We start from the raw sequence: 26,617 nt of genomic DNA, 5'->3' as shown, positions 1-26,617 counted from the left end.
GTGAGCTGCATATGGCCTGAATCACATTGCGGACGGTCGGTTCGACCAGTAATCCACAGGCTGGGTAGACCCGGCGTCGTTGCGGTGTGCGGTGCGGCCCAGATTGTCCCTGATGACGCGCTCGGTCATCCGGCAAATAATTAGCTACAAAGCGGCTCGCGGCAGCGGAGCACGACCGAGGACCACTCCCGTGAACGGACGGGAGTGGTCCTCGACGCGATGCCTGGAATCAGGCGGCGGTGACCGTGAGGTCGAACTTCGCCGCCACGTCCGGGTGCAGGTGCACCAGGATGGCGTGCTTGCCGGTCGACTTGATGTGCGCCTTCGGCAGCTCGATGCTGCGCTTGTCGACGACGGGGCCACCCGCCGCCTTGACGGCCGCCGCGACGTCCGACTGGGTCACCGAGCCGAACAGCTTGCCGGTGCCCGCGGTCTTCACCGCCAGCGAGACCGACTCCAGGTTCTCGATGGCCTGCTTCAGCTCGTTGGCGTGGTCCAGGTCGCGGACCCGGCGGGCTTCCTGCGCCCGGCGAATGCCCTCGACCTGCTTCTGCGCGCCACGGCTGGCCGCGATCGCCAGGCCGCGCGGCAGCAGGTAGTTGCGGCCGTAGCCGTCCTTGACCTCAACGGTGTCGCCGGGGGCACCGAGGTTGTCCACATCAGCGGTAAGAATCAACTTCATTGGCGTGCCTCCCTTTCTCAGCGAGCCGTCGACACGTAAGGCAGCAGCGCGACCTCACGCGAGTTCTTGACCGCAACCGCGACATCACGCTGGTGCTGGACGCAGTTGCCGGTGACGCGGCGGGCGCGGATCTTGCCGCGGTCGCTGACGTACTTGCGCAGCAACGCCGTGTCCTTGTAATCGATCGTGACGGTTCCGGTCTTGCTCTCCTTGCAGAACGAGCAAGCCTTCTTCTTCAGCACCTTTTCGCGCGCGGGCGCTTTAGGCATGGTCTTGTACTCCGTAATCAGTGATGGCCCGAATTCGTGCGGGCCGTTGTGGCCGTTCTCAGAACGGCGGTTCGTCATCCATGCGGCTGTTGCCCCCGAAGGAGCCTGCCGCGGGCGCACTGCCCCAAGGGTCGTCCTCGGCACCGCCGGAACGCCCACCGCCACCACCGGAGGAGGCATAGCCGCCACCGCCGCCGGACCCGGACCCGAAGCCGCCGCCACCACTGCCGCGGCTGGTCTTGTTGACCTTCGCGGTGGCGTAGCGCAGCGAGGGACCGACCTCGTCGACCTCGAGCTCGACGACCGTGCGCTTCTCACCCTCGCGGGTTTCGTAGGAGCGCTGCTTGAGCCGTCCGCTCACGATGACACGGGAACCCCTGGTCAGGCTTTCGGCGACATTCTCTGCGGCCTCGCGCCAGATATTGCAGCGCAGGAACAGCGCTTCGCCGTCTTTCCATTCGTTCGAATTACGGTCGAACACACGGGGAGTCGACGCGACGGTGAAATTCGCCACCGCCTGTCCCGCCGGTGTGAATCGAAGCTCCGGGTCGGCCGTCAGATTTCCGATGACGGTGATGACCGTGTCGCCTGCCATGTGGTTCCTCCTGCTCGGTGTGCAGTCCGCGTCTCGCTGTTGCGCTAGAGCCTAGGCACAGGCTCCGACGCAAACGAGGGTTGCCGGACTACTTGTCGTGGCGCAGAACCTTGGTGCGCAGCACCGACTCGTTGAGACCGAGCTGGCGGTCGAGCTCGCTCACGGTGGCGGGCTCGGCGGTCAGGTCGACCACGGCGTAGATGCCCTCGGCGTGCTTGGCGATCTCGTAGGCGAGCCTGCGGCGGCCCCAGATGTCGACCTTGTCGATCTTGCCGCCCTCGGTGCGAACGACACTGAGCAGGTTGTCCAGCGACGGACCAACAGTGCGCTCGTCCAGGCTCGGATCGAGGATGACCATCACTTCGTAATGACGCACGGACCAATCACCTCCTGTGGACTAGGAAACGGCCACGGACGGTCCGTGGCAGGAGGGTCGTTGCGTCAGCAACCCGAACAGGCTACATGAGCGGCACCTGAGCAGTGAAATCGCCCCGCGAGCCGCCCCGGCTCGCACGTGTTCGGCTCGCGCGTTCGCGTCGCTAGGAAGGGGAATGGCGGCACGGCCCCGACCGTCCGCTTAGGGTGGATCCATGCCGACCGGACTCGCCGCCAGCGACCTGCCCGCGGGTGGCGTGCGACGCCGCGCGGCGTTCGCCGTGGTGGTGGTGCTGCTCTGCGGTCTCGTCCTCGCGCTGGCGTACGCGAACAAGGCGCGTTGCGCGGGTGCGCCGTTCGACCGGGACGGGCGCAGCACGGTTTTCGATGTGATCAAGGATTCGGACGTCTGCTATTCCGATATCCAATTCCTCTGGCTCGGCCGAGACATCAACGAGCATGTCTTTCCCTATGTGACCGGCGGCATCACCGACGACGGGGCGTTGGTCGGCGGCGCGGTGGAATATCCGGTGCTCAGCGGCGTGCTGATGTGGTTCGGCGCGGTGGGCGCGCACAATGACGCCGATTTCCTGCGGTACTCGGCGCTGCTGCTGGCGCCCTTCGCGTTGCTGACCGCGTGGATGCTGGCTCGCCTGGCCGGCGGCGCGGCCCTGCTGTGGGCGGCCGGACCGCCGCTGGTGCTCTATGCCTTCCACAACTGGGAGCTTCCGGTGGTGTGCACGGCGGTGGCGGCCGTCTACGTGATGACCGCGTTGACCCGCTACTCGGTGCGTACCAGGGGCATCGTGGCCGCGGTGCTGCTCGGGCTCGGGTTCTGCCTCAAGCTGTACCCGGGGATCTTCGTGTTGCCCTTGCTGGCGTACGTGCTCACCGGCGGTGGCGAGCGCGAAGCGGGAGCGGGCGATCGCGGACCGGACGTCCGTGGCGCTCTGCTCACCGCGGGCGCGGCGATCGGCACCGTGGTAGTGGTGAATCTGCCGTTCGCGCTGGTGGGTTACGAAGGCTGGCGCGCGTCCATCACCTTCCAGCAGTTGCGTCAGGCCGATATCACCACGAATTCCATCTGGTACTGGGGACTTCGGCCGATGTTCGGTCCCGATCCGCGCAGCGAGGCGGCGTTCCAGCAACTGGTCTCGGTCGCTTCCCCGTTGCTGGTGCTCGCGGCGTTCGCGCTGGCCATGTGGCTCGGCCGGCGGCGCTACCTGGCGACCGGCGTGTTCCCGTGGGTCGGTGTGAGCGGCGCGATGCTGTGTGGATTCCTGTTGTTCCACAAGGTGCATTCCCCGCAGTACACCCTCTGGCTGGTGCCGTTCCTGGTGCTGCTCGAGATCCCCTGGTGGTTGGTCGGCAGCTATCTCGTCGCCGACGCGGCCATCGGGATCGGGGTGTTCCGCTACTTCTACTCGATGGGTACGGGCAAGTCGGTCGAGTTGATGGAGCACATCGTCCAATTCGGTGTGTGGGGGCGCGCAAGCCTGCTGATCGTGTTCTTCTTCGTCTTCCTGTGGGCGGCGCCGCGTGGAAATCGTTCGATGACGCCCCGGGCCGCGCGGTCCGACCCCCGCGATCTGGTTCCGGTGGTCTAAGGCCCACCGTGCCGGGCCCGAAAGGCCGCGCTTTTGGCGCGGTTGCCGCACAGGGTCATGTCGCACCACCGGCGCGAGCCGCCACGGGAAGTGTCCACATACAGCCGCGTGCACACGGGGCGACCGCACTCCTTGACGAGCGCCCGGCTGCCCAGTAACTCGATCGCGGAACGTGCGACGGCGGCCAAGGCCGCGTCCGCGTCGCCGGAGCGGACGACCGTGCCGTCGGCGCGCAGGCTGATCGAGGGCGGGACGCCCTCGGCGAATTCGTTGACGGTCCCGCGGTCGCCGTCGTCGAAGGCGGTTCCGCGGGCGGTGGCCAGCGCCATGCGATAGGCCGCCTCACGCAAGCGCACTGCCCGCGCGAGGGTATCGGCGTCGCCGGTTGGCGGGCTGTCGAGCAGGCCCGCGGCGACGATCCAGTCGGCCAGCGCCGCGGGTGTGGAAAGGACGTCCTCGAACCTGGTCGAGCGCCCCATGACGGTACCGGCGAAGTCCAGGGCGAGGTTGCCGCTCACGAAGGTGAACACCTCCTCATAGTAACCGCCTTGACAGGTTATTGGACCGGATGCCACTGTGATAACCACCCAAGGTGGTTAGTCGAGGAGGGTCCGTGCAGAGCCGATTCGCGATGGTGGCCGCGCAGCCGCTGTTCGTCTTGTTGTGGAGCAGTGCGTTCATCGCAGGGGTGATCGGGGTCGGCGCCGCGCCGCCGCTATTGGTGCTGTTCGTGCGCTTCGCCGTCGCGGGAGTGCTGCTCACGGCCTACGCCCTCCTCGCGCGGGTCACGTGGCCGCAGGGAGGCCAATTGCGTCACGTGCTCGTCGCCGGGCTGCTGATGCAGATGGTCCAGTTCGGCGCGTTCTACACGGCGATGGCCGAACATGTCTCGGCGGCGGTGATCGCGCTGGTGCAGGGCTTGAATCCGGTGGTCATCGCTCTGTGCGCCGGACTGATCGGCGAAGTCGTCACGATGCGGCAGTGGTTCGGCTTCGGCATCGGCGGCATCGGAGTCGCACTCGCCGTGTTCGACCAGTCCCACTTCTCCCTGGCCGGACTGCTGCTGTGCGTGGCAGGGCTGCTCGGGTTGAGCATCGGCACCGTGTACCAGAAGCGATTCACGCCCACCGTCGATCCCAGGGCGGCCACGGCGCTGCACGTGGCGATCAGCGCGCCGATCGCCGGGGTGCTGACCTGGCTGTCCGGCCAAGTGCACGTGTCGGACGTGGGCCGGTTCGCCGGGTCGCTCATCTGGATGGTGCTGGTCAACTCCATGGCCGCGTTCCTGCTGCTCAACGCCATGTTGCGCCGGTGGGACGCGACCAGGGTGGGCAAGCTGTTCTTCGCGACGCCCGCCGTGACCGCGATCCTGGCCTGGTTGCTGATCGATCAGCCGCTGCGACCGTTGACCGTCGCCGGACTCGCCATCGGCCTGGTGGGCTTGGTGTTCGCGGCTCGCAAGCCGGCGACGGCGGTCGTCGCGCGGCAGCCGGTGCCCGTGCCGCGGTGACCTACTTGCGCCCGGCCTGCCACTGCATACCCCACTGGTATGCCTGGTCGAGTTCGCGCTGGGCGCCGTTGACGTAGTGCACTTCCCGGTGCACGGTGATCCCGGCCCCCTGGTTCTGCAGCAGGGCGATGGCGCACGAGCGAGCGCCGTCCACCGGAGAATCCAGGCGGACCTCGACCTGCGGACCGGATGTGGGGTAGAGCGTCACCACGCCGTCGGCGGCGGCCCAGTTCGGCACGCCCTCGTAGATGAAGGCGAAGATCAGGATGCGCCGGAACAGCTCGGGCCGCGCGAGGTCGATGTGCAGGTTCTCGCCCGACGCGGCCGCGCCGCTGCGATCGTCGCCGTCGAGCCGGATGTAGGGCTCGGCCTCCAGCGTGCCGAAATTGCCGCCGATCGCCTGGACGACGCCCTTGGCGCCGTTGGACAGTTCGTAGAGGCAGCCGAGGTCGAGATCGATCGGCTTGGACCGGCGGAAGAATCCGCGAGGTCCGCTCGACCAGTTCAGGTTGACCCGCATGGTGCCCTGCTGCTCACCCGGCTTGGTCAGGTTGATGCTCGGTGTCGCCTTCGACAGGGTCACCTTGGACAGGTTGACGCCGCCGGGGTTGTCGTCGATCGCCATGGCGCGATCCCCCCTCTGTGGAAACGAGAGCGGCAGCGGCCATCCCTCGGGATGGGGCCGCTGCCGCAACGGGTCTTCGGCTGCTTGCCGGGCATCAGCCTACCGGCGTCGGTTCCCGTTCGCTGTCCAGTTCCTCTTCGTCCGCTCGGCCGTTGCGGACGATGCTGGTGATGAACGCCGCGCCGATGAACGCGACGCCGACCAGGCCGGTGACGATCTCGTTGATGTGCACGCCGATCGAGACCAGCAGGATCGCCGCGAGCGCGCCGATCGCCCAGTGCGCGCCGTGCTCCAGGTAGACGTACTCCGACAGCGTGCCCTTGCGAACCAGGTACACCGTGATCGACCGGACGAACATGGCGCCGATCAGGCCGAGGCCGAGCGCGATGATGATCGGGTCGGAGGTGATGGCGAACGCGCCGATCACGCCGTCGAAGGAGAACGACGCGTCGAGCACCTCCAGGTAGAGGAACAGGAAGAAGCCCGCCTTACCGGTGGCCTTGACCAGCTCCGACGGCCCTTCGCTCTGCTCCTCGGTGTGGAACATGGAGCCGAGCCCGTCCACCGCGATGTAGGTGATCATGCCGAGCAGGCCCGCGACCAGCACGGTCGAGCGGTGCGCCTCGTCGGCGATGAACTCCGCGGTGAGGATCAGGCCCGCACCCGCGACCACCACGGAGAGCATGTCCAGTTTGCCCGCCTTGGCCAGCGGCCGCTCCAGCCAGCTCAGCCAGGTGATCTCGCGTTCCTCGAAAATGAAGTTGAGGAACAGCAGGGCCAGGAACATACCGCCGAACGCCGCGATCTGCGGATGCGCGTCGGTGAGCAGTTTCTCGTAGCTCGGGCTGCCGTCCGGGAAGGTCAGGGCGCCGTCCGGGGGCGGGTTGAGGGCCAGGTCGAAGGCCCGCACCGGATCCAGCCCCGCGGTGATCCACACGATGGCCAGCGGGAAGACCAACCGCATGCCGAACACGGCGATCAGCACGCCGACGGTGAGGAAGATCCGCTGCCAGAACGCGCTCATCCGTTCCAGGACGGTGGCGTTGATCACGGCATTGTCGAACGAGAGCGACACCTCGAGGATGCCGAGGATCGCGGCGAGCGCGAGGGCGGTCGGTCCGCCGTACACGACCGCAACGACGAGCGAGAGCACCGTGACGACGAGGGACATGCCGAATATGCGCAGGACCACGCTGGGACCTTTCGTGAGTGAAAACGAGGCGGCGACGTTTGCTACCAGCGTGGCTGCTGGATCGCCGGTTGTCCAACGTTGCTCCCAGGGCGCCGGCATGCCTGGGTGGCACGACGAGGGGGCCCGTCACCGGGCCCCCTTGAACAGCGGAGTGTTCCTTAGACGTTCACGCCGTAATCACGGGCGATGCCCGCCAGACCGGAGGCGTAGCCCTGACCGATCGCGCGGAACTTCCACTCCGCGCCGTTGCGGTACAGCTCGCCGAAGACCATGGCGGTCTCGGTCGAGGCGTCCTCGGTGAGGTCGTAGCGGGCGAGCTCCTCGCCGTTGCTGCGGTCCACGACACGGATGTAGGCGTTGCGGACCTGACCGAAGGACTGCGACCGGGAGTCGGCGTCGTAGATCGAGACCGGGAAGAAGATGCTCTCGATCGTGGGCGGGGTGTTCGCCAGGTCGACGTTGATGACCTCGTCGTCGCCCTCACCTTCGCCGGTCCGGTTGTCGCCCGCGTGCTCGATCGAGCCCTCGGGAGAACGCAGGTTGTTGAAGAAGACGAAGTGCTGGTCGGACAGGACCTTCTTGTCCCCGCCGGTCGCGATGGCGCTGGCGTCGAGGTCGAAGTCGGTGCCGGTGGTGGTCCGCACATCCCACCCCAGGCCGACCGAGACAGCAGTGAGGTTAGGCGCCGCCTTGGTCAGCGAGACATTGCCGCCCTTGGACAAACTGACACCCATGCGGGATTCCCTTTCAATAGTCCGTCATTGGTTCCCAGCATGTCCGGATCGCCGGGGACGCCATCGACAGTAGTAGGTTTCCGCGAACTTTCGTAGGAACCCGCGTAACCCCCGGCGAACAGGAAGATCTCCTACCATCGGGGCGTGGCAGGCCGGAGGCGTGGATGGTTTCGTTCGTCGGAGAACGACGAGTGGATCGAGCATGCCCGCACGACGCTGGCGACGGCTTTCCTCGACATGGATCGGCGCCAGAGCGCGGCCGAGGCCGCGGTGCACGCCGCCGATCAGATCTTCCCCGAGCGGCGCACGGGCGCGCGCTGGGAACCGTTGCGGCACAGATGCTATGGCGCCGCGGAGGTGTATCTGACGCTGAGCGCCGAGCTGGAGGCCGCGCAGCAGGGCGGCCCGCCGGTGCCGCAGGGCCGGCAGCGCGTCGACGCGGCGGCACGGCAACTGGCCGACGCGGCGCGCGCGGTCGACGAGTTCTATCGCGGCGACCAGGGCAAGCTGGAGGAGTCGGTGGCGGTGCTCGGCGCGGTGCCGCAGTTGGCCCAGCAGGTCAAGGTCGCCGCGGCCGGTGTGCGCGGGCGGGCCGCCGAATCGGAGTTCGCGGACTATCCGTCGGTGCGCAGGCACGCCGCCGCGGTCGATGAGGCGCTGGTCACACTGGAGGCGGCGGGCTCCGGCGGGTCCGCGGGCACCGTGCGGGAGGCCGCGAACCATCTGCAGGCGGTCACCAACGAGCTGGCGGATGCGTTGGCGCAAGCACCATCTCGGGCGGCGGCCGCGAACAACGCGATATCGTCCGTGACAACCCGGCTTGCCGCCGTCCGGACCAGGGCCGAAGGCGTTCCGCAGGCGTTCTCGGCGCTGCTGCGCGAGTTCAATGCTGCGAGTTCGGCCGATCTGGCTAACAATGAGCGGGAAAGTCAGCGAGCCATCGAGGCCGCGGACGCGGCCCTCGGCAGGGCGCGTGCGGCGGCGGTAGAGAACAATCCGGAGTTTGCACTTGATCTGACCACATCCGCGCGCGGGTTCCTCGCCGAGGCCGAGCAGCGAGTCGACGCCGTCACCAAGCGGCTCAGCCTGCTGCGTGCGATTCGGTCCGACCCGCACGAACAGGCCAAGGCCGTACGATTCCGGCTGCGGGACGCGCAGATGCTCGCGGTGAGCCGCGGGCTGGTCGCCGAATGGGGCTCGGTCCTCGACGCGCAAGCGGCACGAATCGACCGAATCAGCGAAACACTGTCGGGGCGTCACCCCGACTACTGGGCCTATGTGGCGGAACTGGATGCCGTCACCGAATTCATAGCCGGGGTAGTGGATCGAATGAGAAGACAAGCAGGACCACGACGAGAATGAGAATGGGGCAACGATGACCGCAGGCATCGCCGTCCAGCAGGAGGTTTCCCTGCGGAAGCGAATGCCGCTGCGCCACTTCCGGCAGTTGCCCGGACCGGAGGCGAGGCGTCTTTTCCACCGGCAGCCCGAACCGTTCGGCGACGACAACACCGACCGCGAGCTGCTCGCGATCGGTCTCGGTGCGACGCTGTACGCGCCCGCGACCAGGCCCGATCTCGCGCTGACGATCGGCAGGCGGGCCGGCCACGGCGTGTGTTCGATGGTGATCGACCTCGAGGACGCGGTGGCCGATCACGAGGTGGAGTACGCCAAGCGGCAGACCGTCGACGCGCTGGATCTGCTCGCGGGCAGCCACGACGCCAACCCGCTGTTGTTCGTTCGGGTGCGCGACGCGGACACGATCACCGAGCTCATCGAGCAACTCGGACCGGGCGCCAAGGTGCTGACCGGGTTCGTGTTCCCGAAGTTCGACAGCGTCACCGGGCCGAAGTACCTCAACGCGCTGAACGTGGCGGCCCAGCGGCTGGGCCGGCCGCTGTACGGGATGCCGGTGCTGGAGTCGGCGGGGCTGGTGCATCGGGAGACCCGCGATTACGAACTCACCCAGATCGCGGCGCTGCTGGCCGCGCACCGGGACCGGGTGCTCGCGGTGCGGGTCGGCGCGACCGACATGTGCTCGACCTTCGGCATCCGGCGCGACCGCGACCTGACCATCTACGACGTGCGCGTGGTCGCCGACGTCATCGCCGACATCGTGAACTACCTGGGGCGCGCGGACGGAACCGGTTTCGTCATCACGGGGCCGGTGTGGGAGTACTTCGCCGATCACGAACGGATGTTCCGGCCGCTGTTGCGGACGGCGCCGTTCGAGGAGTCCGACGCGGTGCCGTTCCGGCAGTACCTGGTCAGCCGGGATCTGGACGGTTTGCTGCGGGAGATCACGTTGGACCGGGCCAACGGCATCCAGGGCAAGACGGTGATCCACCCGTCCCACGTGGCGGCCGTGCACGCGTTGTCGGTGGTGACACACGAGGAGTACTCGGACGCGCTGGACATCCTGCGCGACGACGTCGGCGGCGTGGCGGCCTCCGGCTACCGGAACAAGATGAACGAGATGCGGCCGCATCGCAGTTGGGCGCGACAGACCTTGTTGCGCGCGCGGGTGTTCGGCGTGGCGAACAAGGGAGTGTCGTTCGTGGATCTGCTGACGGCGTTGGTCACCGTATGAGCCGAACCGCGACCGATTTCGGCGACAACGAAACATTCTGGGCGACAAAAGTACTCGGTATATACCTGCATCACGATCCGGTGCGCGAACTCGGCTCGGACCGGCTGCGCACGGCGCGTTTGCCGATCACGGCCCTGGTGCAGCCGGGTGTGCGCCACAACAATCGGCGCCGGGCGCACCTGCTGGTTTCCACCGTGCTGGGCAAGCATCTGCCGACCGATCCGCGGGTGGTGCTCGGTGCGGGCGATCAGCTGGGCGATCTGGTCCGCGCGGTGCTCGGTGAGCGCGATGCCGTCGTGCTCGGATTCGCCGAGACCGCAACGGGTCTCGGTCATTGTGTGGCCGCGCGAATCGGCGCGAGCTGCTATCTGCATTCGACCCGGCGCGCGGTGCCGCACGCGTCGACGCTCGCCGGTTTCGAGGAAGGGCACTCGCACGCCACTTCCCACCTGCTGCAACCGGCGCCTGCCGACATCTTCGTCAACGATCTGCCGCTGGTACTCGTCGATGACGAGATTTCCACCGGCGCGACGGCGATCGATGCGGTGCGCGCGCTGCACGCCTTCGCGCCCCGTGCGCACTACGTGCTCGCGTCACTGGTCGATCTGCGCACCGAGGCCGATCGCGCCCGATTCGACGCGGCCGCGGCCGAACTCGGTGCCCGGATCGACACGGTCTGTCTCGCCATCGGTCGCGCGTCGCTGCCCGACGGGCTGGTCGAGGCGGTCGGCGCCCTTCCCGAACCGCGGCTCAACCCGACCGCCGCGCATCTCGGTTCGTTCGGGCGCGTCGAACTCCCCTGGCCGACCGCGGTTCCAGAGGGTGGCAGGCACGGCGTACTCGCTTCCGACATCGGCGCGTTCGAGGCGGCGCTGCTGGAAGCAGGCCAGGCTTTGACCGCCCGGCTCGACGCGGACTTCGCGGGCAGGCCCGTCATCGTGCTCGGACACGAGGAGCTGATGTACCTGCCCCTGCGATTGGCGGCGCTGCTCGCCGAGTCGGGCACGCCCACCCGCTTCCAGACCACCACGCGATCGCCCGCGTACGTGCTGGATGAGCCGGGATATCCGTTGCGGCGAGGGTTTCGCTTCACCGCACCCGAGCCGGGCGATGCCGCGCCGCGCTATCTCTACAACGCGCAGTGGCCCGCGACCTCGCTCGACCTGTTCGAGGCCGATCTGGCGGGGCTGGTCGCCGCCCCGTCGGAGCGCGATGCCGCCGTGACGATCACCGACGACGGTGTGGACAGCGGCGCGGAGGGCGACGGCCCGGCCGCCGATCCGGTGCTCGTCGTCGTGGTCGACTCGCCTGCCGACACCGCGGAGCTGACGGCCGAACACGGGCTGATCGATGTACTGACCGCTTCCGGGGCCGACGTGCTGCTCGCGGTGCTGCCGGAGGCGGATCCGCGGCGGCTGTACGCCGAACGCGTGGAGTCGAACGGGAGCCGGATATGACCGGTACCAGGGTGGGCGCGCTACCCATCCCGTTGCACGGACCGGAATTCGGCTCCTACGCGGCCGAGGAAGTTTCCTGGCTGCTGAAGGATCTGTCGGAAGTCGACCTGGAGGCCGACATCGCCGAGCGGGAACGGCGGATCCAGGCCGGGAAGGCGCACTACGCGGAGTCGCTGCCGATCGAATATCAGCCCGACGCGTCGTACCGCGCGCTGTTCGACGAGGTGCTCGCGGCCAGCGCCGAACGGCTCGCGCTGGCCGTGGCGACCGTGTCGGAGCTGGTCGTCGCCGAACGTGGCGAGGACGTCGTCCTGGTGTCGCTGGCCCGCGCGGGCACGCCGGTCGGCATTCTCATGCGCCGGTGGCTGCGTTCGCGGCGTCCGAGCCTGGAGGTGCCGCACTACGCGGTGTCGATCGTGCGGGATCGCGGCATCGACGCGGTGGCGCTGGACTATCTGGCCGAGCAGCACGATCCGTCCTCGGTCGTGTTCGTGGACGGATGGACCGGCAAAGGCGCGATCACCCGCGAACTGACCGAAGCGCTGGACGCCTACCACGCCGCCGGTGGCCCGCGGTTCGACGACGAATTGGCGGTGCTGGCCGATCCAGGGCACTGCGTGCGCACCTACGGCACCCGCGACGACTTCCTGATCGCCTCGGCCTGCCTGAATTCGACTGTCTCCGGCCTCGTTTCGCGCACGGTTCTGAACGACACGCTGATCGGACCCGGCGATTTCCACGGCGCCAAGTTCTACCGCGAACTGGCCGGTGACGACGTGTCCGGGCGCCTGCTGGACACCGTGAGCGGCGCCTTCGACGCGATCCGCGATCGGGTGCCCGCCGAGGTGGCCGCGATCCGCGCGAGCGACCGGACGCCCACCTGGACCGGCTGGGCATCGGTGGAGCAGGTGCGGGAGCGGTACGGCATCACCAGCGTGAATTTCGTGAAGCCCGGTGTCGGCGAGACCACGCGGGTGCTGCTGCGGCGGGTGCCGTGGCGGGTGCTGGTGCGCGAGGCGGACGCGCCGGAGCACGCGCACATCCGGATGCTCGCCTCGGCCCGGGGTGTCCCGGTCGAAATCGTCGCCGACCTGGCATATTCGTGTATGGGATTGATCAAGGACGTGCAGCAGTGAACCTATCCCCGGCAACCCATCGAAGACGGGCGCTGATCGCGACCGACCTGGACCGGACGATGATCTACTCGCGTAACGCCTTCAGCACCACCGCCGACGTGCCGACGGTCTGCGTGGAGCATCTGGAAGGGGCGCCGCTTTCGTTCATGACCACCACCGCGGCGCTGCGGATGCAGACCCTGACCGAACCCGCCGCCGTCGTTCCCACCACCACCCGCACCATCAAACAGTTCGACCGCATCCGGCTGCCCGGAGCGCCGTGGCGCTACGCGATCACGAGCAACGGCGGGAACATCCTGGTGGATGGCGTGCCCGATCTGAGCTGGCGCATCGACATCGACGCCAAGGTCCGTGCGGGTGGGGCCACCCTGTCCGAGGTGAGCAAGGAATTGCACACCCGCATCGACGACTCCTGGGTCACCAAGTTCCGTGTGGCCGACCACCTGTTCTGCTATCTGGTGGTCAAGCCCAAAGCCGTCCCCGAGGGATTCCTCGCCGAGTGGGACGACTGGTGCCGTCCGCGCGGCTGGTCGGCCTCCCAGCAGGGCCGCAAGATCTACACCATGCCGGTCGCGGTCTGCAAGAGCCGCGCGGTCGCCGAGGTGCGCAAGCGCCTCTGGGAAAACCGGGAACTCGCCGACGAGGCGCGCACCCTCGCCGCGGGCGACGGCGCCCTCGACGCCGAAATGCTGCGCGCCGCCGACTCCGCCATCCGCCCCCGCCACGGCGAACTCGAACAACTCAACTGGACCCACCCCAACCTCACCGTCACCCGAGCCACCGGCATCCTCGCGGGCGAGGAGATCATCAACTGGTTCATCAAGGCTGCTCCGACGCCTTCCGAGTAGCCAGGACGGCATCGGTGTACTGCTCGGTGGTGAGATCGCCGTCCTGGATTCCGAGTCGACGAAACGTGGTACGCACGATTTCCAGCGCTTCCGCCAGCTCCGCTTCGGGCACGATGGTTTCCAGCTCGATGAACGTGCCGTCCAATTCGGGGACGGTCACCAGCGTGGCCAGCAACTCGCGCCCTCCGGATGCGAATCGATAATTGATGCAGTGCTTTTCGAAGCAGACCAGGTCTTTCAGGCCGAGACCGCGTAGCACAGAGTCGATCACCGAGGGGTCGGCCACCTCGGTTTCGAATTCCGGCTTCGATCCACTCGCCGTGTCGACCGCGGGTTCCTTGTAGGTCAGCAAAGATCGCCGTCCGTTGTCCGTAGTGATCGTCCGCAGCCGCAGCTCGCGGCCCTCCGAAGACAATCGCTCGTCCGCGAGGTCGTAGTAGGTGTCCTTGTACTTCGAGCGTTGACCTGCGCTCCGTGCCGCCAACGCAGCATGCACGGACTCGACGTCACGGACCCGAGCCTTGAGTTCCGCCTCGATCATGTGATCGATCCTCTCGCGATCGGACGGGCTTGCAGCCACATCTGCTCGAACTGCCGTAGGAATCCGGCATGCAGGACTCCGTTGGCAGCCGCCGTGAGTTTGTACATCCCTGAGCGATGTCCTTCGGCGGACGCGCCGAAAGCAGACAGATACAAAGTCTGGTCGAAAACCAGCATCCGCCAGGTCGGCAGCGAGTCGTAGACAGCGACTTGCAGTCCGACAAAGGGATGCTCGTGAAACTCGGTTATCCGTGCCAGGGCGAGCTTGATGCCCGCAGCGAAGGACTGTCTCGATTCGCCGATTTCCGCTGCGCGGATACCTGTGGCCTTCGAATCCGGATCCAAGAGGAGAGCTCGAACAGCGACGCTGTCGGTCCGTTGCAGCAGTGTGCCACGCAGCAACGACTCGTTGAGTGCGAGCAGCCCCAGACCGCGTACAGCCAACAGGTCGATTCGCTCTGCGATCAGCGCTTGTCGGCGTAGCTCGGCGTCGGCCTCCGACTGCACGGTGAATGCTTGCGCAATCTCGGCGTGGCCGGTGAGCGTATGCGCGTGACGCGGAGCGAGGCCGAACAAGACACGTGCGTGGTCCGGCATCGAGATGCCATCCGCGATCCGCTCGAACACGTCGAAGCGGGTGACAGTTCTTCTGCTGTTGATGATCTCGTTGACTCGGCCCTGGCCCAGCCCTACTGCCGCTGCGATGCGTGCTTGGCTTGCTCCGGTGTACCGCTGAACTGAGCGGAGTAGCGCCGACACATCGCGTCGCCGCAGGAGCGCGCCCACTTCGGGCTTGTGCCAGACCGCCGCAGGGACCTCGATTCCCCCGTACTTGGTCTCCATTGCGCCGAGCTTATATCTCACAATGAGATACCCGTTGCGTTATCGAGCGAAGGGCATCGCCAAAGCCAGAATCTCTCCGTAATCGCCGCTCTGGCTGCAGTTATGGCGAGTTGGCGGCAACTATCGAGTCTGTCGAGAGGTTGTGTGTATGCCCGCCGATATCATTACTACGAGTGTCGTTGTCGTCGCAGTCCTGTTCGGGCTGTGGATTGTTTGGTTCGTGCTGCCGTGGCTCATCGATCGCGAGAACGAAACCGATGAATCGGTCGATGCGTACGACATCATCCACCGCGTCGAGCAGGAGACGGATCGATGAGCATCTCGCTCGCCGACACCGAGCAGTGGCGCAGGATGCACCGAAACTGCGCGGTCGATGGTTCCTTCCGATCCTTGGAGCAAGCGCGCTTCGTTGCGAATGTCCACTGCGGCCACGGCCCCGGCTGTAAGCAATACCTGTCCGCCTCGGCCTACATCTTCGGATCGTCGGAGGATTAGCGGTGGGCAGGCAGGGAAGTGACGAACAAGGCGGTCCCGCCGCCTGGATGGAGCACGCCGATGGGACGTGGTCGGTCGTGGATGAGTACGGATTCGCCAGCGAAACTTTCGTAGTCATCGACGGGAAGGCATTCCCGATCGACTCGACCAGCGAATAGGCGTGCCCGCCCATCGGCCGATCGGGATGGATCTGTTTAGTTACACAGCGCTGGAGGTCGGCTCGAAGGTGGATTTGAAGTCCGGGCATTCGACCAACGGGTCGTGGGTGCAGGTGGCGGCGTGGCGGAGGCTGTCGCGCATGCGGATGAGGCGGGTTATGTCGTCGTCGAGTTGCCGGGCTTTTTCGGCCATGCGGGCGCGTAGTTCGGCGTCGGAGGGGGAGGCGCGGAGGAAGCGGGCGATTTCGGTGAGGGTGAAACCGGCGCCGCGTGCGCAGAGGATGAGGGCCAGGCGGCTCAGGACGTCGGGGTGGTAGGTGCGGCGCAGGCCGTTGCGGCCGGTCGGGGCGATGAGTCCGCGTTTCTCGTAGAAACGCAGGGCGGAGGGGGCGAGGCCGGTTTGTTCGCCGACCTCGGCGATATCGAGCAGGTCGGCCATCTCGTCTCCTTGACTTGAACCGCGCTTCAAGTCACAGACTAGCTCACATGACAATCCATCACCTCAATTGCGGATCGGTTCGGCAGATCGAAGCCACCTACGACGGACCCGCGCCCGCGCATGCCGTGAACCACTGCCTGCTGGTCGAGACCGCGTCCGACGGCCTGGTCCTGATCGAGACGGGCATCGGACTGGACGACGTGCGCGACCCGGCGGGCACCCTCGGCGCGGACTGGGTGGCGATGGCCCAGCCCATCCTTTCCGAAGACGAAACCGCGATCCGGCACGTCGAACGGCTCGGCTACGAGCCCGCCGACGTCCGGCACATCATCCTCACCCACCTCGACGTGGACCACTGCGGGGGATTGCCCGACTTCCCGCACGCACAGGTCCACGTCCTCGCCGCCGAACTGGCAGCGGCGCAGGCCGAAGCGCCGAGCTTCCGCTATCGCTCCGCGCACTGGGCGCACGATCCGAACTGGGTGGCCTACCCGTCGGAACCGACCGGAAAATGGTTCGGTTTCAACGCGATCCAACCGAAGGACCTGCCCGACGACTTCCAGCTGATCCCGCTGGGCGGGCACACCGCGGGCCACACCGGGGTCGCCGTTCGCCACGGCGACAGTTGGTTGCTGCACTGCGGCGACGCGTACTACTACCACCGCGAACTCGATCCGGCTCCGCAGCCGCACCCGGTGCTCGACGTCGTGCAGACCGGTTCCGAGGTCCACCACGACTTGCGGCTGGGCACCCAGGCTCGGCTGCGCGAGCTACACCGCGATCACGGCGACGAGGTCACCCTGATCAGCGCGCACGACCCGTGGGAGTTCCAGCGCGCGAGCTGACCCCTACCGGCGCTGCCAGCACTGTGCCCGGTCGCCGAGATTCCACCACGAGATATAGCCCGGGTCCTGGTCGAGCAAGGTCCATCCGGCTTCGAGCAGGTCGAAGAACGCGCTGTCGGCCGTCCGCCCGCCGCGTGCTTCGCCGATGTAGATCAGCGACGAGCCGCCCGCCTCCTGGTAGGCGGCGAGGGTGCTGGAGGCCATCGGGTTCTCCCAGCCGGGCGGCCAGCAGAGGAACAGCGCGTGTTCGGCGTGCCCGGCGACCAGATCGGCCGTGGAAGACGGCGGCGTGGCGGTGGGATGCCAGGTCGCGGCCTGCCCCGGCGCGGCGGGGAAGGCCGTGTTGGTCGCCCGGTCCGGCGGGTGGGAGTCGAAAGCGCTGATGGGCACGCCGATTCGGGTGAGCTGATGCGCCCAGTAACCGCGCCCGGAGCCGACTTCCAGCACCGGCCTGCCCTGCGCGACGTCCGCTACCCAGCGCAGTGTGGCAGGTGCGGGGATCGCGTACGCGTACGCGGCTTGCAGCACGATCTGCGCATACGCCAGCCGCGCACTGCCTTTCGGGTTGCCGCCGTTCACCTCGGCGCGGTTCGCGCGCTCCCTCGGTCCGGGCGATACCGCGGCGGCGACGATGTCCCAGTACGGATTCGTGCTGGCACCGCCGGTCATGTAGTGCAGTAGGTGTAGGTCGAACGTGGCGTCGGTGATGTCGTCACCGGTGCCGGGCAACCGGCCCGCGGTGGACCAGTAGTCCGCGACCCGCGGATACGCTGTCGCGAAGGTGGATTCGTCTTGGACGAGGTTCGTCAGCGCCGTGCGGCGCTGCGGCGAAAGCGCCAAGTCAGCCATCTTTCGATTCTCCGCCGACCGTCACCGGCCCTGGGGAACATCGAGACGAGTTCACCGACCTGTCGCGAATCCTTCGCTCTCCGTAGGTGATACGCCCACGAGTCTGTTCTGCTCCGACGCGGTTCGCGCGCCCCGGCTCACCCGCTGTCGCGCATCGACACCAGTCCGCCGAGTGTGCCGAGGTAGGCCGCTCCGTCGGGGCCGAGGGCGATTCCGGCGTAATTGTTGTTGAAGCCGAGGCCGGTGCCGGACAGCTGTTTCCACACGGTCGCGCCGGTGCGGTAGTCGAGGGCCGTCCAGTACCAGGGATCGCTCGGATCGGTGCCCTTCGTGTAGGTGTAGATCAACCCGGTGGCCAGGGACAGCTTCGGTACCACCGACGGCGCGGCTTCGACCGCGTTGGTCCAGGTCAGATGGCAGCCGTTGCCGTCGGCGTCGATGTCGACACGGGCGAAGCCCGCGGCGGTGGTCTTACCGGAGGCGACCGCGTCGGGGTGTCCGTAGCCGTAGTTGTTCTCGACGATGAGTGAGCGTCCCGCGCCGATCAGCGAGTTCTCGGTGGCGCTGTGGCCCGGCTCGAACACCGGCACCGCGCACACCTGCCGTTCGGCGACCGAGGGCGCGGTGCGGTAGACGACGACGTTCATCGGATCGGCATTGTCGGTGATGGCGACATAGCCGTCGGGCAGGACGGTGGGCGTGGTGCCGGTTCCGTCGTCCACTTGGCCCGGCTTGCGCTGGTTGCTGTTGGCGTAGGTGGTTTGCCAGGTGATCCGGGGCGCGCCGTCGGGACCGGCGTCGAAACGCAGGAGCCGCCGGTTGGTGGCGATGTAGACCTCACCGGCCGCACCGACCGCGAACGAGTTCTCGATCTGATTCTCCGTACCGTCTCCGAGCCGAACCACCTGCGCCGCTCCGGTATCCGGATCCAGTGTGCCGACCACGCCGTTCGTCTTGGCCACGAACCAGATCAGGCCGTTCGAGTCCGGCAGTGCGGAGTTCAGCGTCTCCTCGGGGTGTAGCACGCCGGTCAGGTCGTAGTCGCGTACCAGCGAGAACCCGTCGGCGGCGGGGTTCTCGGCGAACACTTGAATGTGTCCGGTGCTGGTGCCCACCACGGCGCGGTCTTCGTCATCGAGGTAGAAGTACCCGCCGCCGCCGAAATTGTTGAAAGCGCCGGGCCGCAGCGTATCGAGGGGATTCTTGCCCGGCAGTGGATGTTTGCCGAGGACGCTCATTGTCGTCGGGTCGATGAGGTAAAGGCCCGGTTGCAGCCCCAGGCAGGTGCTGACGATGCGTCCGGCGCGGTCGAACGCCACCGAACCGCACTCGCTGCCGAGCAGCAGGGAATCGGTCCGCGGTGACCGGCCGAGCGGACCGGGGCGGCGGTAGGTATCGCTCATCCACCCGTCGTTGTGGACTCCCGAGTTTCCGTTCGGCGCGAGATGTGGGTTCTGCGGGACCGGTGGGATGCCGGTGACCGGTTCGCCGCTCGCGGCGGCACCGACGAATCGCGCCGGTTCCGGCACGGCGGGCACCGAAGGGATCGGCGTCGCGGCGGCGGGCACCGCGACTACCGCGGCAAGGATTGCCGCAGGCAGCGTCGCGCGCAGAACCTGGGAGGGGAGGATGTGAAACACGAATGAACGGTATCCGGGTCCGGCGGGCCGCGAATCCCCCACGCGAGTGATTACGCGGGCACGGCCGCGACCGTCGGGTACCCGATTCGCGTCGCGCCGCGTTTCAGTACTGCTGGTGCCCGGCCAGTTGCTGGGCGATGAGTCCTTGCAGTCGTTGCAGGCCGCCGACGGTGATGCCGCTCTGGATCTGTCCCTCGATGGTGCGCACCAGCACGGAGTCGCTGAGCACCTTCTCGCTGGACTGGATCAGCACGGTCCCCGCGCCGGTGAAATCGAACTGGCGCTCCTCACCGGAGTTCACGCCGAATCGTGCCGCACCGGCGGCCAGGAAACCCGAGATCCAGCGTTCGTCGTAGTGGTGGCTCGGAGAAGGGCAATCCGCCCAGCCGACCAGCGACTCGGGGTCGACGCGCAGCGGTGGCTCGGCGAACATCACCGGCCCGTTGGACGAGGCGAGGAACTTGCCGGTGCCGATCAACGTGAGGAACCCGGGCACGATGGACTGGTTGAGCGACAGGCCCGGCTCGAAGGCCAGCAGGTTCGCCGCCCGGATGGTCAGGTTGCCGTTGTCCTCGAGATCGTAGGAGTTGATGTCGTAGCCACGGTCGCCGATGATCAGCTTGCCGTGCCCCTCCGCGACGACGTAGTCGCCGGTGAACAGCGGCGCCGAGAACTGCTGCGACACCATGTGCAGCAGTCCGCCCTGCAACCCGTGGCTGAGCGACTGGAACCGGATGTCGCCGTAGTAGGCGATCATCGCGCCCTTGCGCATGAACCACGGCTTGTTCAGGTCGATGCAGTAGGCGTAGCTGTTTCCCGGGATGTTGTCGCTCTCACCGAGGTTCATGGGGTTGAGGATCTGGGACATGCTCACAACTTCTCTTCGGAGGCCTGCACGTAGACGACGCCCTGCCCGACGCAATGCAACTGCATCGCCTCGCCGGAACCGCGCCCGACGGCGTCTCGCCAGCTCAGCGCCGCTTTGAGCTCGGTCTGCACATTGCCGTAGGCGGCGACGAAGGCTTGCGGATCGACCACGATCGGATTCGGCCCGCCTACTTGCAATTCCAGGAATCCGCCGTGCGCGAGCAGCACCGCGGCGCCCTGCCCGGACAACTGGGTGGTGAACAGGCCCTGTCCGGTCAACGCCCCCGAGGCGGCGCCACGCAGCGCGCCCATCAGGCCGCCACCGCCTCCGCCACCCGAACTCATCACGGAGACCACCGAACTCTGCAATCCGGCGGTGTTGGCGAGCAGTCGCGAAGCCTCGACGCGCAACGTCGCACCCGGCTGCATGTGCACCACGTGCACCTCCAGGCCGGCGAATCCGTAATGGACCTCGCCATTGCCCTGCGCGAGCATGGTGCGCTCGTGCTCACCCGCCATCGCGCGGCCCGCGAGCCCCATCAGCCCGCCCATGCCGCCCATCCCTTGCGCCCCCGGAACCTGGTGGGGGGCAAAGGAAACATCGCCGGTGTAGAACAGCATCGCGCCGTTGCGGGCGACCACGCCCCCCGCCATTCCGACGTTGACCTTGACGACTTTGCCGTTGATCTTCTCGAACATCCGTCTCTACCGTTCCGCCGGTTGGATCAACACCACGCCGTGGCCGTCCCAGCGCAGCGAGAACGCCTCGCCCGCGTCCTGACCGACGAAACTGCGCCAGGACACGTCGGTGACGAAGGACTGGTTGAGGTTTCCGCGCGCCGCGACGAACGCGTCCGGATCGACGATCAGCGGGTACTGCGGCGAGACCTCCAGGTGGATGAGCGGACCGCCGGCCGAGAGCAGCGCGACCTGGCCCTGGCCGGAGACGGTCGTGGTGAACAGGCCCTGTCCGGTCGACGCACCGCGCAAACCGGCGAAACGCACGTCGGTGCGGAGGTTCCCGGCGAACGCGAGCAGTTGTTGCGACTCCACTTGCAGCGTCTCGTTGTTCAAGTCGACGACGGTGACGTGCTGGCCGTTGACCGCGAAGAACACTCGTCCGTGACCGGCGCACTCCATCAGCGAGAGCTTCTCACCGGTGGCTCGGCGCTTCAGCCCGGCGAGCACGCCGTCGCCACCGCCGAAGCCGGCCGCCTTGAACTGCACGTTTCCCTCGTAGGCGATCATCGAACCGGAGATCGCGCGGAGACTGGTGCCGGCCAGGTGGGCCTCGATCACCTTCTTCGACTGCTCGAACAGTTGCGCCATGGAATGTTTGCCTGCTGTCTCGATCGGGAACACGGTGGAGTCGCCGTATTCCATCTACGTGCCGTCACCCTAACCGATGCTTCCGTGGGTGTCGGGGCAGCACGGCCGTTCGATTCCAGCGCCGCGCAGCGCGTTTCTCGTAGAGTGTCAGGCGAACGCACCGACAAGCGAAGGGTCGAACTTGTCCGCAACTCTCGCCAAGGGCCAGAACGGTCCGCTGGCCACCAACGACGTGGTGATATCCGTCCAGCTCACGGCGCCGGCGGATTTGTCGGCGCTACTGGTCACCGAGCGGGGCAAGGTCCGTTCCGATGCGGATTTCGTCTTCTTCAACCAGCCGAGCGGCCCCGGGGTCAATCTGCAGCCTGCGCCCGCGGGCCAGCCCGCGTCGCTGGCTGTGTCGCTGAACGCGGTGCCCGCCGACATCGATCAGATTCGCGCTGTGATCACGCTCGACGACGCGAACAGTAATTTCGGTAGGTTCCCCGCCCCGACCGCGATCGTGTCGGATGCGGCCGGAAATCAGTTGTACGCCTATCGGATCGACGGGCTGAACACCGAGTCGATCGTGATCGCGCTCGAGCTGTACCGCCGCCAGGGTGCGTGGAAGGTGCGTGCGGTCGGACAGGGCTACGCGGGCGGTTTCGCCGCGCTGGTCACCGATCACGGTGTGACGGTCGACGATGCTCCCGCCCAGCCCGCTCAGGCTCCCCAGGCCCCGCCGCCGCCTCCGCAGCAGCCGGTTCAGCAGCCGCCCGTCCAGCAGCAGCCGAACTACCCGCCGCCGACCACCCCGGCGTACCCCACCCAGCAGCAGGCGCCGCAGTACGCGCCGACCGGTGGTTATCCGCCGCCCGGACCTGGCTACTCGCCGCCCGGCCCCGGCCAGCCACCGCAGGGTGCCCCTGGTTATCCGCCGCCCGGTCCGGGTTACCCGCCGCCGCCCGGCCCCGGGCCCGGCTACCCGCCGCCCGGCCAGCCGCCGCAGCCGCAGCAGCCCGCCGAGGTCAGCCTCAGCAAGGACCGCCCGGTCAGCCTGGTCAAGGGGCAGCGCGTCACGCTGCGCAAGGAAGGCGCCGCGCTGACCTTCGTGAAGATGGGTCTCGGCTGGGATCCGGTGCGCAGCCGCGGCATGTTCGGCAACCGCACGGTCGACATCGACCTCGACGCGTCGGTCATCATGTTCGCCGACATGAACCCGGTGGACGTCGCGTACTACGGACAGTTGACTTCCAAAGACGGCTCCATCCGCCACCAGGGCGACAACCTCACCGGTGAGGGCGAGGGCGACGACGAGGTGATCCTGGTCGACCTGACCCGCGTCCCCGCGCACGTCAACACGCTGCTGTTCATCGTGACCTCCTACAAGGGCCACACCTTCGAGCAGGTGCAGAACGCGTTCTGCCGCTTGGTCGACGGGACGAACAACGGCGAGCTGGCCAGATACACCCTCGCGGGCGGCATGCCGTTCACCGCGATGGCGATGGCCAAGCTGTACCGGGTGGGCAACGACTGGAAACTGCAGGCGCTCGGCGAAGGCTTCCAGGCCAAGCATCCGGGTGAGGCGGTGCCGCAGCTCGGCCGCTTCCTCGTCAACGGTTGATCGGCGGCGGGACAGCAGGGCGGACAAGGTGATTCAACTGCAGGCCGGTCAGAACATCCCGTTGACCGGTGAGGTCGTTCGTTTCAGTGCGAAAGCCGAGGCTGCCCTCGATGTTTCCGCGCTGGTGGTGGCGGAGAACCTGAAGGTGTTCTCCAGCGACGATTTCGTCTTCTACAACCAGCCCGCCACGGCAGGGGTCGCCTTGGCGGCCGACGGGGTCACGATCACGCTCACCGAGGTGCGCGCGGACGCGAAGGCCGTACTACTGGTGGTCAGCGCCGATCCGGCCGCCCCCGCGCGGGCGGGCGGGCTCGGGCCGGTCACCGCCACCCTGTCCGAGAACGACAGCGCGACCGCCGAATTCGCGATCACCCCGTCGTCCGGTGAGACGGCGCTGATCTGCCTGGAGGTGTACCGGCGCGGTCCGGCCTGGAAACTGCGGGCGGTGGGCCAGGGTTACGCGGGCGGCCTCGCCGTGCTGCTCACCGCGCACGGCGTCGAGGTCGACGGTGCGGCCCCGGAGCAGGCCGACCAACCCGGTACGCACACCATGTCCGGTCCACTGGCGGGTGACGCGCAGATCGCCGCCGCCGGTGCGCCGCTGGAAGTCGGTCACGGCCTGGAACGGCTGTGGATGGTGTTCGAGGACGCGGCGCGGTCGGCCGCCGCGCTGGTATCGGCGCGAGAGTACGCGGCCAAGCGGTTGGATCACGAGCTGTCGCTCGCCGTCTCCGATCCCGCGACCAGGAACACTCCGGCGGCCGAGCAGGCGCGCAGCGCCGCGCAGCAACGGCACGACGAACTAGTCGACACCGCCGAGCGCAACCACCAGCGGGATGCCGAACAGCTGATGGGCGAACTCGCCGCGGCCGACCGGGTGCTGCCGCCTGCCCTCGCGTCCTGGGACTCACCCGCTTGGGACAAGCCGTCCGCGCCGAGCGACGGTATCCGGCTCGGTGAGTTGTACGCGCTCGACCGGGGGTCGCTGCGTATTCCGTACTGTGTTCCGGTGCCGCTGAATCGGCCGCTGTGGATCGATGCCGAGTCGACCCGTGCGGTCGCGCCGGTCGTGGGCGCACTGCTGGCGCGGTTGCTCGCCACGGCGCCGCAACGGCGAACGCTGGTCGACATCATCGACCTCACCGATGCGTTCGGCGGCTTCACCGGCCTGCTCGCTCCCGTGCTGAACGGACCGCCGATCACCGACCACGCCGACATCTCGGCGCGGCTGCAAGCGCTGGTGGACGCGGCCGAACTGGCGGAATTGGCTTATACGAGCGGTGCTTTCACGCCGCCCAGCGAGCACCGGGTCCTGCTGGCCGCGGACTTTCCGCACGGCTACCAGAGTTCGGACGCACAGCGCATCGGCGCGTTGATCACGCGCGGCGAGCTGATCGGACTGTCCATCGTGATCGTGGGCGCGAACGAATCCGATTCGGCCGACACCACCGTGGCGATGCTGTCGCAGTCGTGCCGCCACCTGCCGACGATCGGCGGCACGCCGCTGTTCGATCCATGGACCGGCAGCGCTTGGCAACTCGATCTGGATCTGTTGCCGCACGAGCCGGAACGGCAGGCGCGCTTCCTGCGTACGAGGTGAGCGCCTGAACCGGCGACCGGGTCAGCCGCCCGCGACCGCCGTTCGCGGCCGCAGCGGCTCAGGCAGCCAGGGCAGCAGTGGATCCGGCATGCGGTCGACGACACCGCCGACCGGGTCGTCGACGAAGTCGCGCCGCACCAGGTCCTCCTCCGGGCGGTAGATCTGGCGCACGATCAGGGCGCACAGCCCCGCCACCGCCAAGTCGCGCAGGGCGACGGTGCCGGTGAACCACTGCTCTGGCAAACCTTTGCGGTCCAAGCCGAGGTAGTAGAACATTCGCGGCACCCAGACCAGCGCGTCGACGGTCATCCAAGTCAGCAGGATGCGCCGGTGCGGCAGCGCCAGGACGGCCAGCGGCACCAGCCACAACGAGTACTGCGGACTCCACACCTTGTTCGTCAGCAGGAACGCCGCGACCACGAGGAAGCACAGTTGCGCCAGCCGCGGCCGTCGAGGCGCGGTGAATCCGATGTAGGCGATCACCGCGCAGGCCGCGACGAACGCCAGCAGTGAGACCGCGTTCAGGATCGCGGGCTGCTCCCCGTAGGTCAGCGCGCCGTCGAAGCCGCGCCAGCCGGTGAACGAGGAGATCACGTTGTAGATCGAGTCCGGGTCGGCGTGCCGGGTGGTGTTGAGCCGGAAGAATTCCTGCCAGCCGTTCGGGAACAGCGCGGCGATCGGAAGGTTCACCACCAGCCAGGTCGCCAGCGCGGCGCACATCGCGACGGACGCGGCGCCGATCGGTCGGGCGCTGAGGAATTGGATGCGGTAGGGCGTCTCCCGCACCCACGCCAGGAAGGTCGGCCAGCCGTCGATGTCGCGTATCCGCAGGCCGAGGTGCGTGCGCAGCGTGCGTTGCCTCGTCTCGGTACGCAGGCACAGCACGAGGATCGGCCCGAGCAGCAGCAGCGGATACAGTTTGGCGGCGCCGCCCAGACCGAGCAGCACTCCCGCCAGCACGGGTTTGCGCCGGGCCCAGGCGAGCAGGCCGGTCGCGGCGAAGGCCGTCGCGAGCGCGTCGAAATTGGTGAAGGCGTGCACGATCACCAACGGCGAACAGGCGATCAGCGCCGCGTCCCAGATCCGGCGGCCGGACAGCAACGCCGACGCCCAGACGGTGATCAGCCAGGCCATGGCGAGACCGACCGCGACGACGTTGAAGTAGATCACCACTTGGAGTGCGCCGGGCAGCGGCGAAGCGTCCCAGCTCTTCGCGATCCGCATCGAAAGGTACTGGTACAGGCCCGAGAGCACGGGATATTCCATGTACCGCGTCTCCCGTCCACCGTCGGGAGTCTGTTCGGTCCACTGCTTCTTGTACGGGAAGGCGCCTTCGTTCAGGCGCTCGGCCCCGTAGAGCGGCACGGTGTCCGAATAGCACATCGCCACGTACTGGCGGCCGTTGTTCCAGTCGAGCGTGGGACCGTCCGCGCCGGTGGTCTGCTGGATGCATCCCGCCTTGCCGAACCAGCCGAGCGCCAGGAACACCAGGGCGAACGCCATCAGCACCCGCATGGGCGTCCAGAACCGCACCCGCCCGATCAGCGCATGATCACCGACCGGCCCACCGATCACCGTCGACAATTGCGCGGCGAGCGAATCGTTGCGACTCGGCCGGTCCCGCGCGTCCGCCGATCGCAGATCAGAGGCGAGCGGAGCAGGGGCGGCGTAGTACGCCCCACCGGGCGCCTTCTGGTCCGACAGCGGTGCCCTCCCATTCCTCCGTGGCTCCACCAGCTGCTGATCGGTCACGGAAACCGAGGCTACCCGGAGTACGGCCCACGGTCCG

General features: G+C 67.6%; 30 protein-coding genes. 13 read left to right on the top strand and 17 right to left on the bottom strand.

Going from position 1 to position 26,617, the window contains the following annotated elements:
- Window positions 1-229 precede the first annotated feature (229 nt).
- The 4 genes from rplI to rpsF form a co-directional block, all read right to left on the bottom strand.
- Window positions 230-682 (bottom strand): 50S ribosomal protein L9, encoded by a 453-nt coding sequence (gene rplI, locus ACL03I_RS22425; RefSeq protein ID WP_355071139.1) that lies wholly within the window; start codon window positions 680-682, stop codon window positions 230-232.
- A gap of 17 nt (window positions 683-699) precedes the next feature.
- Window positions 700-951 carry a 30S ribosomal protein S18 gene (gene rpsR, locus ACL03I_RS22420; protein WP_043700357.1) on the bottom strand — a complete coding sequence of 84 codons (252 nt, stop codon included), beginning with the start codon at window positions 949-951 and terminating at the stop codon, window positions 700-702.
- A 58-nt stretch (window positions 952-1,009) separates the two neighbouring features.
- Window positions 1,010-1,546, bottom strand: coding sequence for a single-stranded DNA-binding protein (locus tag ACL03I_RS22415; protein WP_039803206.1), 537 nt, complete (start codon window positions 1,544-1,546; stop codon window positions 1,010-1,012).
- A gap of 88 nt (window positions 1,547-1,634) precedes the next feature.
- On the bottom strand, window positions 1,635-1,922 hold the full coding sequence (rpsF, locus tag ACL03I_RS22410; protein WP_039803204.1) for a 30S ribosomal protein S6: 288 nt from the start codon (window positions 1,920-1,922) through the stop codon (window positions 1,635-1,637).
- A gap of 214 nt (window positions 1,923-2,136) precedes the next feature.
- Here rpsF and ACL03I_RS22405 point away from each other — a divergent pair, with 214 nt between their 5' ends.
- Window positions 2,137-3,528 carry a hypothetical protein gene (locus ACL03I_RS22405; protein ID WP_355071141.1) on the top strand — a complete coding sequence of 464 codons (1,392 nt, stop codon included), beginning with the start codon at window positions 2,137-2,139 and terminating at the stop codon, window positions 3,526-3,528.
- Here the strand turns inward: ACL03I_RS22405 and ACL03I_RS22400 are convergent.
- Complete coding sequence (locus ACL03I_RS22400; protein ID WP_355071143.1) at window positions 3,525-4,058, bottom strand: CGNR zinc finger domain-containing protein; 534 nt, start codon at window positions 4,056-4,058, stop codon at window positions 3,525-3,527. The two genes, ACL03I_RS22405 and ACL03I_RS22400, sit on opposite strands and share 4 nt — an antisense overlap.
- Before the next feature lie 83 nt (window positions 4,059-4,141).
- Between ACL03I_RS22400 and ACL03I_RS22395 the strand changes: the two genes are divergently transcribed.
- Window positions 4,142-5,038, top strand: a complete 897-nt coding sequence (locus tag ACL03I_RS22395; RefSeq protein ID WP_364424828.1) for a DMT family transporter — start codon at window positions 4,142-4,144, stop codon at window positions 5,036-5,038.
- 1 nt (window position 5,039) lies between these two features.
- Here the strand turns inward: ACL03I_RS22395 and ACL03I_RS22390 are convergent, their stop codons facing one another.
- The 3 genes from ACL03I_RS22390 to ACL03I_RS22380 form a co-directional block, all read right to left on the bottom strand.
- A complete protein-coding gene (locus ACL03I_RS22390) occupies window positions 5,040-5,663 on the bottom strand; it encodes a TerD family protein (RefSeq protein WP_412806886.1) in 624 nt (207 codons plus the stop codon).
- 94 nt (window positions 5,664-5,757) lie between these two features.
- Entirely contained in the window at window positions 5,758-6,855 is a 1,098-nt protein-coding gene (locus ACL03I_RS22385; RefSeq protein ID WP_379249487.1) for a DUF475 domain-containing protein, read from the bottom strand.
- Between the two features lie 158 nt (window positions 6,856-7,013).
- Window positions 7,014-7,589 carry a TerD family protein gene (locus tag ACL03I_RS22380; RefSeq protein WP_355071149.1) on the bottom strand — a complete coding sequence of 192 codons (576 nt, stop codon included), beginning with the start codon at window positions 7,587-7,589 and terminating at the stop codon, window positions 7,014-7,016.
- Between the two features lie 144 nt (window positions 7,590-7,733).
- Here ACL03I_RS22380 and ACL03I_RS22375 point away from each other — a divergent pair, with 144 nt between their 5' ends.
- From ACL03I_RS22375 to ACL03I_RS22355, 5 genes are read left to right on the top strand one after another with little or no spacing between them, the layout of a single operon-like run.
- The gene (locus tag ACL03I_RS22375) at window positions 7,734-8,951 is read left to right on the top strand and encodes a hypothetical protein (protein ID WP_412806885.1); all 1,218 of its coding nucleotides are present in this window, start codon (window positions 7,734-7,736) and stop codon (window positions 8,949-8,951) included.
- 13 nt (window positions 8,952-8,964) lie between these two features.
- Window positions 8,965-10,179 (top strand): HpcH/HpaI aldolase/citrate lyase family protein, encoded by a 1,215-nt coding sequence (locus ACL03I_RS22370; protein WP_355071153.1) that lies wholly within the window; start codon window positions 8,965-8,967, stop codon window positions 10,177-10,179.
- Window positions 10,176-11,636 (top strand): phosphoribosyltransferase family protein, encoded by a 1,461-nt coding sequence (locus tag ACL03I_RS22365; protein WP_412806884.1) that lies wholly within the window; start codon window positions 10,176-10,178, stop codon window positions 11,634-11,636. Before ACL03I_RS22370 ends, ACL03I_RS22365 begins: the two co-directional genes overlap by 4 nt.
- The gene (locus ACL03I_RS22360) at window positions 11,633-12,772 is read left to right on the top strand and encodes a cysteine protease StiP family protein (RefSeq protein ID WP_355071157.1); all 1,140 of its coding nucleotides are present in this window, start codon (window positions 11,633-11,635) and stop codon (window positions 12,770-12,772) included. The genes ACL03I_RS22365 and ACL03I_RS22360 overlap by 4 nt, the downstream gene beginning before the upstream one ends.
- A gap of 59 nt (window positions 12,773-12,831) precedes the next feature.
- Window positions 12,832-13,620: an HAD family hydrolase gene (locus ACL03I_RS22355; RefSeq protein ID WP_355072068.1), complete on the top strand. Its 789-nt coding sequence runs from the start codon at window positions 12,832-12,834 to the stop codon at window positions 13,618-13,620.
- On the opposite strand, the gene ACL03I_RS22350 is transcribed toward ACL03I_RS22355, so the two are convergent.
- Entirely contained in the window at window positions 13,592-14,161 is a 570-nt protein-coding gene (locus tag ACL03I_RS22350; RefSeq protein WP_412806883.1) for a class IV adenylate cyclase, read from the bottom strand. The two genes, ACL03I_RS22355 and ACL03I_RS22350, sit on opposite strands and share 29 nt — an antisense overlap.
- Window positions 14,158-14,946 (bottom strand): hypothetical protein, encoded by a 789-nt coding sequence (locus tag ACL03I_RS22345; RefSeq protein WP_412806882.1) that lies wholly within the window; start codon window positions 14,944-14,946, stop codon window positions 14,158-14,160. Before ACL03I_RS22345 ends, ACL03I_RS22350 begins: the two co-directional genes overlap by 4 nt.
- A gap of 205 nt (window positions 14,947-15,151) precedes the next feature.
- Here ACL03I_RS22345 and ACL03I_RS22340 point away from each other — a divergent pair, with 205 nt between their 5' ends.
- The 3 genes from ACL03I_RS22340 to ACL03I_RS22330 are packed head-to-tail and all read left to right on the top strand — an operon-like array spanning window position 15,152 to window position 15,656.
- Window positions 15,152-15,319 carry a hypothetical protein gene (locus ACL03I_RS22340; protein WP_355071163.1) on the top strand — a complete coding sequence of 56 codons (168 nt, stop codon included), beginning with the start codon at window positions 15,152-15,154 and terminating at the stop codon, window positions 15,317-15,319.
- Window positions 15,316-15,498: a hypothetical protein gene (locus ACL03I_RS22335; RefSeq protein ID WP_379249478.1), complete on the top strand. Its 183-nt coding sequence runs from the start codon at window positions 15,316-15,318 to the stop codon at window positions 15,496-15,498. Before ACL03I_RS22340 ends, ACL03I_RS22335 begins: the two co-directional genes overlap by 4 nt.
- 2 nt (window positions 15,499-15,500) lie before the next feature.
- A complete protein-coding gene (locus tag ACL03I_RS22330; protein ID WP_412806881.1) occupies window positions 15,501-15,656 on the top strand; it encodes a hypothetical protein in 156 nt (51 codons plus the stop codon).
- Between the two features lie 40 nt (window positions 15,657-15,696).
- Here the strand turns inward: ACL03I_RS22330 and ACL03I_RS22325 are convergent, their stop codons facing one another.
- On the bottom strand, window positions 15,697-16,095 hold the full coding sequence (locus ACL03I_RS22325) for a MerR family transcriptional regulator (protein WP_355071166.1): 399 nt from the start codon (window positions 16,093-16,095) through the stop codon (window positions 15,697-15,699).
- 47 nt (window positions 16,096-16,142) lie between these two features.
- Between ACL03I_RS22325 and ACL03I_RS22320 the strand changes: the two genes are divergently transcribed.
- Window positions 16,143-16,940 carry an MBL fold metallo-hydrolase gene (locus tag ACL03I_RS22320; protein ID WP_355071168.1) on the top strand — a complete coding sequence of 266 codons (798 nt, stop codon included), beginning with the start codon at window positions 16,143-16,145 and terminating at the stop codon, window positions 16,938-16,940.
- 3 nt (window positions 16,941-16,943) lie between these two features.
- Here the strand turns inward: ACL03I_RS22320 and ACL03I_RS22315 are convergent, their stop codons facing one another.
- The 5 genes from ACL03I_RS22315 to ACL03I_RS22295 form a co-directional block, all read right to left on the bottom strand.
- Entirely contained in the window at window positions 16,944-17,789 is an 846-nt protein-coding gene (locus tag ACL03I_RS22315; protein WP_412806880.1) for a hypothetical protein, read from the bottom strand.
- Between the two features lie 137 nt (window positions 17,790-17,926).
- A complete protein-coding gene (locus ACL03I_RS22310) occupies window positions 17,927-19,429 on the bottom strand; it encodes an NHL repeat-containing protein (protein WP_355071171.1) in 1,503 nt (500 codons plus the stop codon).
- A 103-nt stretch (window positions 19,430-19,532) separates the two neighbouring features.
- Window positions 19,533-20,297: an AIM24 family protein gene (locus tag ACL03I_RS22305; RefSeq protein WP_412806879.1), complete on the bottom strand. Its 765-nt coding sequence runs from the start codon at window positions 20,295-20,297 to the stop codon at window positions 19,533-19,535.
- A 2-nt stretch (window positions 20,298-20,299) separates the two neighbouring features.
- Window positions 20,300-20,995, bottom strand: coding sequence for an AIM24 family protein (locus ACL03I_RS22300; protein WP_355071173.1), 696 nt, complete (start codon window positions 20,993-20,995; stop codon window positions 20,300-20,302).
- Window positions 20,996-21,001: 6 nt separating this feature from the next.
- Complete coding sequence (locus ACL03I_RS22295) at window positions 21,002-21,625, bottom strand: AIM24 family protein (protein WP_355072071.1); 624 nt, start codon at window positions 21,623-21,625, stop codon at window positions 21,002-21,004.
- 181 nt (window positions 21,626-21,806) lie between these two features.
- On the opposite strand from ACL03I_RS22295, the gene ACL03I_RS22290 reads away from it, so the two are divergent.
- Both ACL03I_RS22290 and ACL03I_RS22285 read left to right on the top strand, forming a co-directional pair.
- Window positions 21,807-23,228 carry a TerD family protein gene (locus tag ACL03I_RS22290; protein ID WP_412806878.1) on the top strand — a complete coding sequence of 474 codons (1,422 nt, stop codon included), beginning with the start codon at window positions 21,807-21,809 and terminating at the stop codon, window positions 23,226-23,228.
- A 28-nt stretch (window positions 23,229-23,256) separates the two neighbouring features.
- Entirely contained in the window at window positions 23,257-24,828 is a 1,572-nt protein-coding gene (locus tag ACL03I_RS22285; RefSeq protein ID WP_412806877.1) for a TerD family protein, read from the top strand.
- A gap of 21 nt (window positions 24,829-24,849) precedes the next feature.
- On the opposite strand, the gene ACL03I_RS22280 is transcribed toward ACL03I_RS22285, so the two are convergent.
- On the bottom strand, window positions 24,850-26,580 hold the full coding sequence (locus ACL03I_RS22280; RefSeq protein WP_355071179.1) for a glycosyltransferase family 87 protein: 1,731 nt from the start codon (window positions 26,578-26,580) through the stop codon (window positions 24,850-24,852).
- Window positions 26,581-26,617: the final 37 nt, after the last annotated feature.

The organism is Nocardia sichangensis, from assembly GCF_047200615.1.
GTDB lineage: Bacteria > Actinomycetota > Actinomycetes > Mycobacteriales > Mycobacteriaceae > Nocardia > Nocardia sichangensis.
Note: the sequence above shows the minus strand (reverse complement) of the source record. Positions and strands in the feature narration are given on the sequence as shown.